This is a genomic window from Nocardioides aromaticivorans (genome assembly GCF_013408525.1).
Taxonomy (GTDB): Bacteria; Actinomycetota; Actinomycetes; order Propionibacteriales; family Nocardioidaceae; genus Nocardioides; species Nocardioides aromaticivorans.
Window position 1 is genome coordinate 4,146,016 of record NZ_JACBZM010000001.1, and the last position, 15,119, is coordinate 4,161,134.

Annotated in this window: 14 protein-coding genes and 1 riboswitch; of the genes, 4 read left to right on the plus strand and 10 right to left on the minus strand. The window is 71.0% G+C overall.

Going from position 1 to position 15,119, the window contains the following annotated elements; translation table 11 throughout:
- Positions 1–7: 7 nt before the first annotated feature.
- The 4 genes from BJ993_RS19890 (at position 8) to BJ993_RS19905 (ending at position 4,018) form a co-directional block, all read left to right on the plus strand.
- Positions 8–214 carry a hypothetical protein gene (locus BJ993_RS19890; RefSeq protein ID WP_036542250.1) on the plus strand — a complete coding sequence of 69 codons (207 nt, stop codon included), beginning with the start codon at positions 8–10 and terminating at the stop codon, positions 212–214.
- 169 nt (positions 215–383) lie between these two features.
- Positions 384–548, plus strand: a riboswitch (cyclic di-AMP (ydaO/yuaA leader).
- Between the two features lie 98 nt (positions 549–646).
- On the plus strand, positions 647–1,570 hold the full coding sequence (locus tag BJ993_RS26670; protein ID WP_036543117.1) for a C40 family peptidase: 924 nt from the start codon (positions 647–649) through the stop codon (positions 1,568–1,570).
- Positions 1,567–2,778: a hypothetical protein gene (locus tag BJ993_RS19900; protein ID WP_179650779.1), complete on the plus strand. Its 1,212-nt coding sequence runs from the start codon at positions 1,567–1,569 to the stop codon at positions 2,776–2,778. The genes BJ993_RS26670 and BJ993_RS19900 overlap by 4 nt, the downstream gene beginning before the upstream one ends.
- Positions 2,779–2,782: 4 nt before the next feature.
- Complete coding sequence (locus BJ993_RS19905; RefSeq protein ID WP_179650781.1) at positions 2,783–4,018, plus strand: M48 family metallopeptidase; 1,236 nt, start codon at positions 2,783–2,785, stop codon at positions 4,016–4,018.
- Here the strand turns inward: BJ993_RS19905 and BJ993_RS19910 are convergent.
- The 10 genes from BJ993_RS19910 to BJ993_RS19955 form a co-directional block, all read right to left on the minus strand.
- Positions 4,008–4,145 carry a Flp family type IVb pilin gene (locus BJ993_RS19910; RefSeq protein WP_242530610.1) on the minus strand — a complete coding sequence of 46 codons (138 nt, stop codon included), beginning with the start codon at positions 4,143–4,145 and terminating at the stop codon, positions 4,008–4,010. The genes BJ993_RS19905 and BJ993_RS19910 overlap by 11 nt on opposite strands.
- Before the next feature lie 104 nt (positions 4,146–4,249).
- A complete protein-coding gene (locus BJ993_RS19915) occupies positions 4,250–4,447 on the minus strand; it encodes a Flp family type IVb pilin (protein ID WP_051931752.1) in 198 nt (65 codons plus the stop codon).
- A 163-nt stretch (positions 4,448–4,610) separates the two neighbouring features.
- The gene (locus BJ993_RS19920; RefSeq protein ID WP_036542258.1) at positions 4,611–5,261 is read right to left on the minus strand and encodes a response regulator; all 651 of its coding nucleotides are present in this window, start codon (positions 5,259–5,261) and stop codon (positions 4,611–4,613) included.
- A gap of 8 nt (positions 5,262–5,269) precedes the next feature.
- Positions 5,270–6,829: a sensor histidine kinase gene (locus tag BJ993_RS19925; protein ID WP_179650785.1), complete on the minus strand. Its 1,560-nt coding sequence runs from the start codon at positions 6,827–6,829 to the stop codon at positions 5,270–5,272.
- Between the two features lie 8 nt (positions 6,830–6,837).
- Positions 6,838–7,734: a type II secretion system F family protein gene (locus tag BJ993_RS19930; RefSeq protein WP_179650787.1), complete on the minus strand. Its 897-nt coding sequence runs from the start codon at positions 7,732–7,734 to the stop codon at positions 6,838–6,840.
- Between the two features lie 29 nt (positions 7,735–7,763).
- Positions 7,764–9,683: a type II secretion system F family protein gene (locus BJ993_RS19935; RefSeq protein ID WP_179650789.1), complete on the minus strand. Its 1,920-nt coding sequence runs from the start codon at positions 9,681–9,683 to the stop codon at positions 7,764–7,766.
- Complete coding sequence (locus BJ993_RS19940; RefSeq protein ID WP_179650791.1) at positions 9,683–11,212, minus strand: TadA family conjugal transfer-associated ATPase; 1,530 nt, start codon at positions 11,210–11,212, stop codon at positions 9,683–9,685. The genes BJ993_RS19935 and BJ993_RS19940 overlap by 1 nt, the downstream gene beginning before the upstream one ends.
- A complete protein-coding gene (locus tag BJ993_RS19945; RefSeq protein ID WP_179650793.1) occupies positions 11,209–12,402 on the minus strand; it encodes a CpaE/TadZ family protein in 1,194 nt (397 codons plus the stop codon). Before BJ993_RS19945 ends, BJ993_RS19940 begins: the two co-directional genes overlap by 4 nt.
- Before the next feature lie 10 nt (positions 12,403–12,412).
- The gene (gene cpaB, locus BJ993_RS19950) at positions 12,413–13,129 is read right to left on the minus strand and encodes a Flp pilus assembly protein CpaB (protein WP_179650795.1); all 717 of its coding nucleotides are present in this window, start codon (positions 13,127–13,129) and stop codon (positions 12,413–12,415) included.
- A 200-nt stretch (positions 13,130–13,329) separates the two neighbouring features.
- The gene (locus BJ993_RS19955) at positions 13,330–15,117 is read right to left on the minus strand and encodes an AMP-dependent synthetase/ligase (RefSeq protein ID WP_179650797.1); all 1,788 of its coding nucleotides are present in this window, start codon (positions 15,115–15,117) and stop codon (positions 13,330–13,332) included.
- Between the last annotated feature and the right edge of the window lie 2 nt (positions 15,118–15,119).

Below are 15,119 nucleotides of genomic sequence, written 5' to 3' on the forward strand. Positions count from 1 at the left end.
TCGCCCCATGACGACGAGGATCGACTGCGACACCTGCGTGGTGCGGGGTCTCGCGTGCCATGACTGCGTGGTGACCGTGCTGCTGGGGCCGCCACCGGAGCTGATGATCGACGACGACGAGCTGCGCGCGCTCGACGTCCTGGCCGAGGGCGGCCTGGTGCCGCCGCTGCGGCTGGTCCGGCCGGTGTCGGCGCCGGAGGTGGAGTCCGCGTGACTCCCCATGTGGCTCGTGGTGCTGGTGGGGCCGTTGGGGCTGGTGTGAGCCGTGTCTCCCGTCTTCCCTCCCCAACACGCTCGGCAGGGTTTGGCCTCGGTGCGGGCCACGATTAGGCTGCTCGCTCAGGTGTCCGTGGAAGTGGGTCGACCGATCCGCGCGGGCACCGCGCTGAGTCCGGGGTCGTTCGCGGCACCGGAGCCGGGGAACCAACCACATCTGGGGTGAATCCCGCACGAGGGGCGACCTCGCCAGCCCGACCGGGCTGCGGGGGAGCAGGGAGTGCGGGTAGGGCGAGTCGTGTCCGAATCCGTCAGCTCACCCGGTAGGCGTACGACACCAAGAGGGGACCGCCAGCACGTGCTGAACGGCCGCAAACGCACCACCGCTTCGCTTGCCGCACTGGCCCTGACGGGGACGATCGCCCTGTCGGTGAGTGCCCCGACCAACCCGGCGCAGGCCGAGCCCGACATCGAGACGGTGCGCGACCGCGTCGACCGGCTGCTCCACCAGGCCGAGCAGGCCTCGGAGCGCTACAACGACGCGCGCCTCGAGCTCGCCGAGCTCAACCGCGACCTCGACTCGCTCGAGGCCGACCAGTCGCGCCAGGGCGACGTCCTCGACGGCGTCCGCGCCGACGTACGGGACGCGACCATCCAGCGCTACCAGAACGGCGGCCTCGGTGCGACCGGCGAGCTGCTCGCCTCCGACTCCGCCGGCTTCCTCGACGAGCTCGCGACCCTCTCGACCGTCGACGGCATCCAGGACTCGCTCCTGTCGGACTACGACAACGAGCTCGAGGCCTACAGCATCCGGCGCGACCAGACCGAGGAGCGCCGTGCCGACGTCAAGGCCCTGAAGAAGGACCTGGCGAAGGAGAAGAAGAGCGCCGACGACAAGCTCGCCGAGGCCAAGTCCCTCCTCTCGAAGCTCGAGGAGGAGGAGCGCGCCGAGATCCTGTCCCGCGGTGGCTACCGTGCCCCCGCGGCCGGCTCGATCCCCGCGTCCGGCCGTGCGAAGGCCGCCATCGCCTACGCGCTGGCCCAGGTCGGCGACGCCTACGTCTACGGTGCGGCGGGCCCCAACGCGTTCGACTGCTCGGGCCTGACGATGATGGCCTGGGCCCAGGCCGGCGTCAGCCTGCCGCACTCCTCGCGGGCGCAGATGGGCTCCGGCACGCCGGTGTCGCGCAGCGACCTGCAGCCCGGTGACCTGGTCTTCTACTACAGCCCGGTCAGCCACGTCGCCCTCTACCTCGGCAACGGCATGATCGTGCACGCGGCCAACCCCGGCGCGGGCGTGAAGGTGTCGAGCGTCGACGAGATGCCGTACGCCGGAGCGGTCCGGCCTGGGTGACCCACCGGGTCCTCTCACCCGTCCTGGCGGGCGCGCTGCTGGTCGCAGCCCTGCTCGCCGGCGGGTGCTCGGGCGACGAGTACGTCGCCCCGCCTCCCGTGGAGCGCAGCGACGTCGCCGATCCGGCCGTCGCCGCAGCGACCGTGGCGGCCCTGCAGGACGACCTCGACGACCCGACCGCCGCGGGCGAACTCGGCACTGACGGCCCCGCCGCCGACCTGCTCACGGCGATCGCCCGCAATGTCGCGGCGATGCGGCTGACCGACGTCACGCTGGCCTATGTCACCGAGACCGGCACGACCGCAGGCGACGACGCCTGGGACGGCCTGGTCGCGGTCACCTGGCGTGTCGCCGGCTTCGACCGCGCCTCCGCCCGTGCCGAGGTCCCGGTGTCCTTCGCCGACGGCGGCCGCACGATCGCCGCCATCGGTGCCGACGCGAAGCGGCTCCCGTTGTGGCTGACCGGCCCCGTCGTCGTACGACGGGTCCCGGGGGCGCTCGTCGTGGTCGCCGGCGAGGCCACCGACATCGAGCTCCTGGCCCGCCGCACCCGTCGTGCCGTCGCGGCGACCCGGCCGTTGCTCGGGCGTGGTGACGGCCTCGTCGTCGAGGTGCCGGCCGACAGCCAGCAGCTGCGCCGGGCGCTCGGTGCCGACCGCGGTGCCTACGACGCGATCGCCGCGGTGACGGCCCCGGTCGACGGCTCGACGGCGCCGCGCAGCCCGGTGCACGTCTTCATCAACCGGTCCGTGTACGACGGCCTCGACCCGGTCGCCGCGCAGGTGGTCATGACCCACGAGGCCGTCCACGCCGTGACGGGCGCAGCGCTCGTGCGGGGCGCGCCGCTGTGGCTGGTCGAGGGATTCGCCGACTACGTCGCCCTGCGGGACGTCGCGCTGCCGGTGGCGCGGACGGCGGCCCAGGTCATCCGCCAGGTCCGGCGTGACGGCCTGCCCGACGCGCTGCCAGCCGACAGCGACTTCGACCCGGGGGCGAGCCACCTCGGCACGCTCTACGAGGCGGCGTGGCAGGTGGCGGTGACGCTGGCCGAGCACGGCGGTGAGGACGCCCTGGTGGCGTTCTACCGCGACGTCCTCGACGGGACGGCCCTCGACGCGGCGCTGCGCCGCCACTTCGCGTGGAGCGAGGCCGACCTCACGGCGGCATGGCGCTCCCGGCTGGCCGCCCTTGCGGGCGTGCCAGAGTAGGGGAGTGGACACGGCACCAGCGGCCCGGAGGATCGCGCTCGGCACCGTCGTCATCGGGCTCGCGGCCTTCGTGCTCATCGCCGCCTCGCGGGTGCCGTGGGAGCCCTTTCCCGGCGGCATGCCCAAGCCGGTGAGCGACACGTCGGTGTTCACCTTCTCCGAGATCGAGCGGGCCGAGCACTACGCCCGGTGGGCGCGGACGTGGAGCTGGTCGTCGCTCGCGGTGTCGCTCGCGGTCGCGTGCTGGCTGGGCTTCAGCCGCCGCGGTCGGGAGTGGGCCGAGCGGGTGCCGGGCTGGTGGTGGGTCCGGATCGTCCTCGTCGTGGCGGCGCTGACCGTCGTGGGCCGGGTGGTGACCCTGCCGTTCGGGATCGCCCAGCGCACGCTGGCCCTCGACGAGGGGCTTGCGGCCGGCTCCTGGGCGGACTGGACCATCGACGTCGTCAAGGGCGAGCTGGTCTCCGTCGTGACGACCTCGCTGGCGGTGGTGGCGCTCGTGGGCTGCGTGCGTCGCTGGCCGCGCGCCTGGCCGGCCGTCGCCGGGGGCGTCGCCGCGGTCCTGGTGGTGCTGGGCTCGTTCGTCTACCCGGTGCTGGTCGAGCCGGTGTTCAACCACTTCGAGTCGCTGCCGGACGGGCCGCTGCGCACGGAGGTGCTGGCGCTGGCGAACCGTGAGGGGGTCGCAGTCGACGACGTGCTGGTCGCCGACGCGTCACGCCGTACGACGACCCTGAACGCCTATGTGTCGGGCTTCGGCCACACCCGGCGCGTGGTGCTCTACGACAACCTCGTCGACGGCACTCCACGCGACGAGGTGCTCTCGGTGGTGGCGCACGAGCTGGCCCACGCGAAGCACGGCGACGTGGTGACCGGAACCGCACTCGGGGCTGCCGGCGCGCTGCTGGGCGTGGGCCTGCTGGGCCTCGTGATGGTCGGCGACGGCCGCCGTGACCTGCGCAGCGCCGGTGCGGTGCCCTGCCTGCTCGCCGTGGTCGCGCTCGCGACGCTGGCCACGGCGCCGATTCAGAACGGGATCAGCCGGAAGCTCGAGGCCCGGGCAGACGAGACGGCGCTGGAGCAGACGAACGACCCGCAGGCCTTCGTCGCACTCCAGCGCCGTCTGGCGCTGCGCTCCCACGCCGACCCCACACCCCCGGCATGGTCGCAGTTCTGGTTCGGCTCCCACCCGACCGTCCTGCAAAGGATCGGCATGGCCCGGGCGACCCCGGTCAGGGAGTGAAGTCCACGTCGAACAACGCGGCGACCTGGGGTCCGAAGGCGAGGAGGCCGGCGACGATCGCGAGCGCGATCATCGCCACGAGCAAGGCGTACTCGACGGCGGAGGCGCCGCGGTCAGCACCCGTCATCGTCGTCGCCCCCATGTCGTCGTCGGTTCGCAATGGTCTGGATGTGCAGGTGGCCGCGGACCTCGCGGTCCGCGGCCACCAGCAGTGGTTCGTTGCGCTCGTGCTCAGGCGCCGTCGGGGTTCGCGACCTCGTCGGCCGCGCCGTTGAACAGGTCGCTGAGGTTGCCGCCCAGCAGGAACACCGCGCCGATGATCAGCATGGCGATGAGGGCGACGAGCAGGCCGTACTCGACGGCCGTGGCGCCGCGCTCGTCCATCTTGGCGAGGCGGGCGTTGAGCAGGATCTGGAGGTACTTGACCATCGGGGTTCTCCTAGTGCACTGGTGTTCTGTGTCCCCGGGGAGTGCTCCCCGATGACGAGAACTCTGCCGGAACCCGAGGCCCGTCGAATCGGGAGTTCGTCTTCTCGCTCGTAGTCAGTTCTGACTACGGGACCCCCTGTGAACGGAGCGCCGCGACAGAGCCTCAGCGCGCCGCGGCCTGCACGGTGGACAGCAGCCCGATCCGCATGGCCGTGACCAGTGCCTGGGCGCGATTGGCGGCCCCCAGCTTCTGGTAGATCCGGGCGATGTGCGACTTGGTGGTCGACTCCGAGAGGTACAGCTTCTGCCCGATCGCCGCGGCGTTCAGGCCTTCCGCGAGGAGGAGCAGGACGTCGTGCTCGCGCTCGGTCAGGGCGGTCGACTCCGCCGACTGGCGGCGCATCATGGCCCCCACCAGGCCGGCGCACACGAAGGCCTTGGGGGAGACCGCTGCGTGCCGCGCCGCCTTGATGACCTCGGTGGACGGAGCGTCCTTGCCGACGAAGCCCGAGGCGCCGGCCTGCATGGCGGCGAAGATCTGCTCGTCGCCGGAGTGCATCGTCAGCACGATCAGGCCGACCTTGTCGTTCTCCTTGCGCAGGGTCCGTACGACGTCGAGGCCGGTCCCGTCCTGCATCTGGAGGTCGGTGACGACGACGTCCGGCTTGACCTCGTGGTAGCGCTGGATGCCCTCGGCCACCGAGCCGGCCGTGGCGATGACCTGGAGGTCGGGCTCGAGGTCGAGGACGGCCCCCAGACCGTTCCGGATCAGCTCGTGGTCGTCGATCAGCAGCACCGTGATCTTGTCGCTCATGGCATCTCCTAGGGAGCCGGGACGGCCGGATGTGACCCGACCGAGTGACGGGGGATCTTCAGGGACACCGACACCGTCAGGCCCCTGCTGGCATTGTCGCGAACCACGAGTTCCGCACCGACCAGTCTCGCACGTTCGCGCATGATCTTCAGGCCGTGCGAGTCGCTGCGCGCGCTCTGCAGGCCCACGCCGTCGTCGGTCACCGTGATGATCGCCTCGGGGGCGTACACCTGGCACCGGACGTCGATCGACGTCGCCCTCGCGTGCTTGACGGCGTTGTTCATGGCTTCCTGCGCGATCCGGAAGAGCTCGGCCTCCACCTCGGGGCGCAGGCGCTGCGGTTGCTCGTCGAGGCGCACCCGGATCGGTATCCCGGAGGACTCCGACAGGTGCCGGGCGACATTGCTGATCGCGGCCCCCAGGCTCTCGGCCTCGCCGATGGACGTACGAAGGTTCATCACCGACCGCCGTACCTCGGAGACGACGACCGATACCCGTTCGCGCAGCATGCCGAGGACCTTCGCCTGCTGCTCGTCCGCGGGGCGCGCGGCGAGCGCGTCGACCAGGTAGCCGAGCGAGGCGATGTCCTGGGCGACGCCGTCGTGCATCTCGCGGGCCAGGCGGTTGCGCTCGTCAGCCGTGGCAGCGTCGCGGAACTGGGCGAACAGCAGGGCGGCGTCGAGCTTGACCGCGTTGTCGCCCAGGCTGCTGGCGACCTCCGTGAGCGAGACCGCGCTCGGCTCGCTGTCGACCGGGCGCAGTCCGGCGACGATGGCCTGGTCGCTGACGCGGAAGGCGAAGCCGTGGCCGATCTCGACGGTCGCGCGCCGGTCCTTCGCCCCGTGGCGCACGTCGCCGGCCAGGGTCTCGCAGGCAGCGAGGTCCCCGGGGTCGAGGTCGCTGGTGGACGCGACGGGCGTCAGCGCCTCCCCGCGCGGCACGTAGAGGACAAGGCCCCGGTTGGGGATCCGGTCGCTGACCTCGCTGAGCAGCTCGCCACCGAGTGCACCCACGTCGAGGCCCGAGCTCAGGCTGCCGGCCAGCGCGAGCAGCTGCTTGAGGTGCTCCTGCGCGTCCCGGTACGGCGCCAGGGGGTCCGGTTGGCGGTCCGAGGAGAAGGTGACGCTGGCGATCAGGCTGAGGCCCAGGCCGGTCATCACCCAGGTGAAGATCGCGACCGCCTGCTCCGAGGTGACCCGCTCCCACCACATCAGGGCGAGGGCGACGACTGCGATCAGCTCGACGAGGACCGTGCGCATCATCGTGCGGGTGCCTGCGATCGCCGTCGCGTACAGCGGCGGTACGACGAGTGCAGCGAGGATCGCCGGCCCGTAGTTCATGCTGATCGCGCAGATGATGCCGATCGTCGCGGCCTCGGTCGTCGGGCTGAGGGACAGTTCGAGCTCGCGTCGGGTCGCGGTGATCCCCTGGTACACCCAGACGGCCGCGATGAGCAGCAACGCCACGACGCCCTCACTCTGGCGCAACCAGAGGATCGGGCCGCCGATGGCGAGCAGCGCGAACAGCCGGGCGGCAGCGACCACCGCGAAGGTCTGGCTACTCGGCATGGCCTGCGTTACCCCGTCTGGCTGAAGGCATCCATGGCGTTGAGCACCGCCGGCGCCATCACCACGATGAACAGGCACGGAAGGATGAAGAGGATCAGCGGCATCATGATCTTGACCGGGACCTTCTGCGCCTTCTCCTCGGCGTACTGCCGCCGCTTCAGCCGGATCTCCGCCGACTGGACGCGCAGCACCTGACCGATGGCGATGCCGAAGGCATCGGCCTGGACCATGGCCCCTGCGAATGTCTTGAGGTCGTCCACGTTGCTCCGCTCGCCGAGCGCTCGCAGGGCCTCCGAGCGCCCCATGCCGAGCTGCATCTCCCGCAGGACGCGGGAGAACTCCTCCGCCAGGGGTCCGTCGGTGTTGCGGGCCACCTGCTGGAGCGCCGCGTCGAAGCCGAGCCCGGCCTCGACGCTGATCGTCAGGAGGTCGACCGCGTCGGCGAGGGTGCGCTTGATCTTGTCCGCGCGGTGCTGGGCGAGGTTGTAGACGTAGAGGTCCGGCCCGAAGAAGCCGATGAGCACTCCGGCGATCACCACGATCAGGATCCAGGTCAGCGGGAGCCCGATCAGGACGGCGTACACGAGCAGGATCCCCGGCAGCGCGGCTGCGGCGATGACCTTCAGCGCGATGATCCGGTCGACGGTCCAGTCGCGGGGGTTGCCGGCGAGGTCGAGGCGGTGGCGCAGGCGCTCGGCCGCGTCCGCGCCACTGATGCGGCGACCGATGCCCACGGCACGGTGCTGCAGCGGTTCGATCACCCTCTCCCCGAACGACCGGTTGGCGTCCTCGGCGAGGTCGCGGGCGGAGTCGCCGTGCTGTTCGAGGGCACGCAGGGCGCGAGCGAGGCCGTCGGAGTTCTCGTCGCGGGCCAGCGCGGCGTTGATGGCCACCGCGGCAGCCACCAGGAGCAGAAAGGCTAGGAAGAGAAGCATCAGACGTCGACCTTCACGATCCGCGACATTGCGAACACCCCGATGGACAACCACACCACGCCGAACACCGAGACCGCAATGCCGCGCGCGTCGGCGTACAGCGGGCGGAGGAAGTCCGGGTTGGTCGTGATGAGGAACAGGGCGAACAGCGGCGGCAGGCCGCAGAGGATCACAGCGGACAGCCGCCCCTCGGCGGACAGCGTGCGGACCTGACGCCGAAGGTACGCGCGCTCACGCATGGTCGATGCCACGGTGGTGAGCAGCTCGGCGAGGTTGCCGCCGACCTGGCGCTGGATCCGGATGGCCATGACCGACCACGCGAAGTCCTTGCTCTGGAAGCGCTCGGCGACGCCGTCGAAGGCGTCCTCGAGTGGCATGCCGATCCGCGCCTCGACGAGCACTCGCTTGAACTCGGACGCGATCGGCTCCGGACCTTCACGGACCACCGTGTCGACGGCCTGTGCGAGCGAGAGCCCTGCGCTCAGCGCTCCGGAGATCAGCTGGAGCACCTCCGGAAGGGCGTCGTCGAACGCGCGTCGCCGTCGGGCGGCCTTCAGGCGGAGGTAGAACGGTGGAAGGGCGGCACCGATGGCCACGAAGATGAGGCCCACGACGATGCTGCCGCGACCGACGAGCAGCCCGAGGATCCCAGCCGCGATCACGACGCCGACGTGGAGGAGCAGCCACTCGGACGGCTTGAAGGCGCTGCCCGCGGCGGTCAGGCGCCGGGTCAGGTTGTCGTTGAGGCCCCGGTTGCGCTCCAGGACGCCGGCCGCGGCCGCCTTGGCCTGTTCGAGGACCGGCTCGGAGGGCGACTTCTCCGGCTTGTCCAGCCTGCTGACCTGGGTGCTGTAGGCCTCGACGCGCTCGGCGATGCTCATCGGTCCCGGCCGCCCGGGGACGAGGAGCATCGCGACGGCCACGAGACCGACGCCGAGGACGCCGACGCCGGCGTAGAGCAGCCACTCGGGGGCATCCCAGCCGCCGGGCCGCTCCAGCTGTGCCGTCGGATCGGACGGCGCTGGACCGTCGCTGCCCGACGCCGCCTGGATCGGTGCGAGTGCGCGCGCGATGACCGGCTCGTCGCTGGTGGGGAGGACGACCTCCACCGTCGCCTGGGTCGCATCGAAGCCACTCGGCAGGGGGGCGGTCACCAACACCTGGCTGGCCAGCACGTCCGCCTCGGCGCGGAAGTCCTCAGCGAGGGCAGCACCGCTGCTCTCGATGACGCGGCCGTTGCCCGCCTTCGCCATGGCCGACAGGGGCTCCAGGGCCTTGCCGGACTGGCCGAGGCTCACGACATCGACGAGCGTCCTCGTGACGGTGACGACATCGGTGACGTCGTCGATGGCCGCCGAGCTGCCGGTGTCCGCGCCGTCGGACAGCACCAGGATCGTGCGCTGGCCCTCGGTGCCGGCGGCGTCGATGGCCGCGACCACACCGTCGTACAGCAGCGTGTCCTTCGCCAGTCGCAGGCCGTCGACCACGGTGCGCGCGGCGTCGCGGTCGGTCGTCGGCTCGAGCGCGACGGCCACGTCGTTGTCGAAGGTCACGATGCCGACCTCGACGTCGGCCGGGACGGTGTCGAGGTACGTCGCAGCAGCCTCCTTGGCCGCGGCGAAGCGTCCCTGGCGGGCCATCGACTGACTGGTGTCGATCGCGAGGACCGTCGTGCGCTTGACGTCGGTGCCACTGCTCGCGGTGACCGCCGTCGCGGCGAGGTCCTCGCCGTCGAGTGTCGCCTCCACGCCGGACAGGTCGACCTGGGCGCCTTCGGGCAAGTTGACGAGGACTCGCAGTCCTTCGCCGGTCGACTCGACGTGCGCGATCGTGCCGTCCTCCGCCGAGGCCGCGCCCATCGGAAGCGTGAGCGCGGCAAAGGTGGCCGCGAGGAGGAGGAGGGGCCGTCGGGCGGCCATCAGATCCGCTCCGTCCGGAAGATCGTCGGGTCGACCGCGACGTTGGCGTAGGCGAGCTTCTCCAGGAACTTCGGACGGAGCCCGGTCGTGCGCAGCCGGCCGAGGATCCGGCCGTTCTCGTCGAACCCGGCGCTGTTGTCGAAGACGAAGACGTCCTGGAGGGTGATGATGTCGCCCTCCATCCGCTCCACCTCGGTGATGTGCGTGATGCGTCGTGACCCGTCCTTGAACCGGGTCTGGTGCACGATCAGGTCGACGGCAGAGGCGACCTGCTCCCGGATGGCGCGGATCGGCAGGTCCATGCCGGCCATCAGCACCATCGTCTCCATGCGGGCGAGCGTGTCGCGCGGGCCGTTGGAGTGCAGGGTGCAGATGGAGCCGTCGTGGCCGGTGTTCATCGCCTGCAGCATGTCGAGCGCGGAGGCGTCGCGGACCTCGCCGACGACGATGCGGTCGGGCCGCATGCGCAGGCTGTTGCGCACGAGGTCGCGGATCGTGACCGCGCCCTTGCCCTCGATGTTGGCCGGACGCGACTCGAGCCGGACGACGTGGTCCTGCTTGAGCTGCAGCTCGGCAGCGTCCTCGATCGTGACGATCCGCTCGTCGCTGGGGATGAACGACGACAGGACGTTCAGCGTCGTCGTCTTCCCCGCGCCGGTACCGCCGGACACGATCACGTTGAGGCGGCCACGGACGCAGGCGTCGAGGAAGTCCGCGGTCTGCGGGGTGAGGGACCCGAAGTTGATCAGGTCCTGCACGGTCAGCGGGTCGGTGGAGAACTTCCGGATCGTGAGCGCCGAGCCGTCGATCGCGAGCGGCGGCACGATGGCGTTGACGCGGCTGCCGTCGGGGAGGCGGGCGTCGACCATCGGCGACGACTCGTCGACCCGGCGTCCGATGCGCGACACGATCTTGTCGATGGTGCGTCGAAGGTGCGACTCGTCGGCGAAGTGCGCGTCCGCCTTCATCAGTCGGCCGTCACGCTCCAGCCAGACGTCGTCGTGCCCGTTGACCATGACCTCCGAGACCTCGGGATCGCGCAGGAACGGGTCGATCGGGCCGTAGCCGAGGATGTCGTCGGTGATCTCCTGGGTGACACGGGCGCGGTCGGCCGCGCTGAGCGGCCGGTCCTGTGCCCCGAGCACCTCGGAGAGCACGCTCCGCACGGTCTGGTCCAGCTCATCCTGGTCCATCTCCGCGTCGTACAGGTGGGGGCCGAGCTGCTTGAGCAGCTCGGCGTGGACACTCGCCTTGAGGTCCTCGATGCGGTCGATCTCCTGACCCGCGAGGGTACGACGGGAGGCCGGGCGACCTTCGGCGCCGGCTGCCGCGGCGCGGGCGGAGAGGGGCCCGGTGCTCGCCGCCGGGCCCGTGCCGGGCTGTGCCTTGTCGAGGCTCGGCGGCGCGGGGGCGTCCGGTGACGGCGAGGAGACGACCGTCGTCTCCTCCACCGCGTCGGCGGCGTGCTTGCCCTGTTGCGTCGCAGCCTCGGCGCGGGCTGCGGCGAGGCGCTCGGACAGGCTGCTCATGAGTTCCTCCCGCGCCGGAAGAGGCCGCGTGAGCGGGTGGGTTCGGGGGCCCCGGCGTGTGCGGCGGAGCCCGGAGCGACCACCGGCTCGCCGGTGACGGCCGACGCGAGGTGGAAGTAGGCCTGGCTCGCCGCGTGGTGCGGCTTGTGGGACACGATCGGCGTGCCCGAGTTGGTCGAGGCGGCGATGTCGACGGCCGTCGCGACCTGGGAGGAGACCGGCATGCCGAGGATGCTCTCCACCTTCTCCACGCTGATGCCGACCTCGTCGTCGGCGCGGTTGAGGAGGAGGTGGCGATGGCCGCGCGCGATGCTCAGCATGTCCATGGTCTCGAGCGCGACCTTGACGTTCTTCAGGGTCGGCACGTCGAGCGTCGCCACGATCACGCACTCGTCGGTCTCGTCGAGGGCGGTCAGCGTCGCGTCGTCGAAGGACGGCGAGGTGTCGACGACGATGTAGTCGAAGCCGTCGCGCAGTGCTCGGAGGATCCTCGAGATCAGCAGGGGAGTGATCCGCTCCCGGACGTCGGGGTGCGCCGGTGCTGCCAGCACGGTGAGCGAGTCCTCGTGCCGGGTGAGCAGGCCCTCGAGCATGGCCAGGTCGACCGAGTCCTCGGAGCCGACGGCCTGCTCGATCGAGTGGGTCGGGAAGAGCTGCATGGTGATCGCGACGTCGCCGAAGGCGAGGTCGAGGTCGACGAGGCAGACCTTCCGGGCACCGCGGTCGGTGAGCGCCAGGGCCAGGTTGACCGAGGACGTCGTCTTGCCGACACCGCCCTTGGGCGAGAACACCGTGACGACCCGTCCGAGCTGGCGCACACCGCCGGGGCCGCGCAGCGCCTGGTAGAGCTGGTGGGCGCGTTCGACCGCGCGGGTCAGCGCCTTGTCGTCGTTGCCGGCGACCACGACGTCGCGCACGCCGGCATGCATCGAACGCGCGAGGACGTCGGTGTCGAAGTGCTCGCGGACCAGGACGACGCTGACGGTGGGTCGCTTGATCCGGAGGTCCTCGGCACACTCCAGCGCGGTGGCCAGGCCGACGCCCGGGCCGAGCACGACGACGTACTCGTCAGCGTGCTGGTCGAGCCAGGCGTGCATCCGGTCGATCGAGGCGACCGAGTGGGACCCCGTCGGCATCTGGCCGAGCAGGGGAGCGATGGAGGCGGAATCCGCCTCGACGATGACGGGCATCTCGCTCAGCTCACTTGAAGAGGTTGTCGTTGTTGACGCCGTCGTCCCGCTTGACGTCGCTGCCGTCGTTCAGCAGTCCGATCGACAGGTCTCCGGCCTTCTCCGCGAAGCGGACCTTCTCGGCCTCGCGCTGGCTGACGGCGACCGTGATCAGGCGCCGGATCTCGTCGTCCGCGTTCTCGGTGGTGGTGTCCTCACCCTTGAGCGAGGTCTTCACGCCGTCCGCGAGGACCGTCACCCGCTCGAGCAGCACGCGGCTGTCGATCGGCGACGAGCTGCCCTTCGGGCGGGTGAGGATGATCGCCACCTGCGCACCGGCCCGGATGAACTCACCCACGCGGGCGTCGTCCTCGACCTCGATCGAGATGGCGAGCTTGCCCTCCGGGATCGGCAGCACCGCGGCGGCCTTCACGTCCTCGACGGCACCGAACTTGGCGGGGATCAGCTGCTCGCCGGCGTAGATGGTGGTGAGTGCGACCTTGTCGCGCAGCGGGTCCGAGTCCTCACTGGCTCCCTCGAGGAGCTGGGCCTTCGCGATGTGCGTCAGCTGGACCTTCCCGTTCTCGAGGGCGTCGTCCAGGCTCTCGCCCGGCTTGATCTCCTGCGAGGCGGTCAGCACCTCGACGGTGTCGTACTTGTCCGCGGCACGCGTGTCGGCGCCGCGCGCGTAGACGAACACCAAGGCAACGCCGAGCGCGGCGATCACCGCTGCGACGACGAGCAACAACCTGCGACGATCCACTTTCAGAGCCCTCCCGCTCCCCATGTGATGAGGCAACTGCTCCCCGGATGCAGCGCAGGCTGAGGCTAGCGAGACGAAGGCCACAGAGGGAGGGAAAAAGGCCGGAGCAGGCGATTGATGCCCGATCGAGATCTGGGACATGGCCCGTTGGGACTATGGACCCAGGACGGGAGGGACTTGCCCCGTCACTCGTACAGCGCGGCGATCTCCTCGCGGCTCTCCCGCATCACCACGTTGCGCTTCAGCTTGAGGCTCGGCGTCACCTGCCCGCCCTCCTCGGTCCAGTCGGTCGGGAGGATCGTGAACTTGCGGATCGACTCCGCCTTCGACACCGCCTTGTTGGCCTCGTCGATCGCCGCCTGGACCTCGGCCCGGAGGTCCTCGTCGTCGACGAGGTCGGCCACCTTGCCGGACTTGCCGTGCTGCTCGGCCCAGGCGGGGAAGGCCTCCTCGTCGATGGTGACGAGGGCGCCGATGAAGGGCTGGCCGTCACCGACCACCAGGCACTGGCTGACCAGCGCCGAGGCGCGCACCCGGTCCTCGAGGACCGCCGGGGCGACGTTCTTGCCGCCGGCCGTCACGAGGATCTCCTTCTTGCGCCCCGTGATCCGGACGAACCCCTCGTCGTCGACCTCGCCGACGTCGCCCGTGTGGAACCAGCCGTCCTGCAGCGCCTCGGCGGTCGCCTCCGGGTTGTTCCAGTAGCCCGTGAAGACCTGGCCGCCCTTGAAGAGGAGCTCGCCGTCGTCCGCGATCCGTACGGCGGTCCCGGGGATCGGGCGCCCGACGGTGCCGACCTTCTGGGCCTCGGGGAGGTTCACGGTGAGGGCGGCGGTGGTCTCCGTCAGGCCGTAGCCCTCCAGGACGGTGACCCCGATCCCGCGGTAGAAGTGGCCGAGCCGGTCGCCCAGCGGCGCGCCACCGGACACGGCGAACTCGCACCGGCCGCCCAGCGCGCCGCGGAGCCGGCCGTAGACCAGCCGCGAGAAGAGGGCGTGCTGCGCCCGCACGCGGACCGGCACCCGGCCGGCGTCCAGGGCGCGGGAGTACGCGATGGCTGCCTCGGCGGCGCGGTCGAAGATCTTGCCCTTGCCGTCGGCGGTCGCGCGCTGGGAGGCGGTGTTGAAGACCTTCTCGAAGACCCGGGGCACGGCGAGGATGAACGTGGGCCGGAAGGTCGCCAGCTGGGGGAGGAGGTTCTTGATGTCGGCGCTGTGCCCGAGGCGGGTGCGGGCCTTGATGCAGCCGACCTGGATGATCCGCGCGAACACGTGGGCGAGTGGCAGGAAGAGCAGCGTCGAGGCGCCGTCGGTGTCGAAGAGCCGCTCCAGCTCGGCCACCGCGACGCACAGCTCGTTCTGGAAGTTGTCATGGGAGAGCATGCAGCCCTTGGGCCGCCCGGTCGTGCCGGAGGTGTAGATCAGGGTCGCCAGGTCGGCGGGCCCGGCCGTCGTACGGCGGGCCTCGAGGTCGGCGTCGTCGACGCCCGTGCCGAGCCTGCGGATCTCCTCGACCGCCCCGCTGTCGATCGACCAGACGTGCGCCAGCTCCGGGAGGTCGCCGCGCACGGACCCGACGCGCGCGAGGTGCGTGGCGTCCTCGACGACGATCGCCCGGGCGCCCGAGTCGGACAGGATCCAGTGGATCTGCTCCTCCGATGACGACTCGTAGATCGGCACGGTTGCGGCTCCCGCAAACCAGATGGCGTAGTCGAGCAGGGTCCACTCGTAGCGGGTGCGCGAGATCAGGGCGACCCGGTCACCGGGCTCGATCCCCGCCGCCATCAGGCCCTTCGCGACCGCGGACACCTCGGCGAGGAAGGTCGCACAGGTGACGTCCGCCCAGCCGCCCTCGCCGTCCGGTCGGCTGAACTGGACCGCGTCCGGCGCCTCCGCGGCATTGCGGACGACGTCGTCGGTGAGGTTGCCGCTCGTGGGCACGGTCACGGTCTGCGGGGTCGAGTACTCGCGCACGA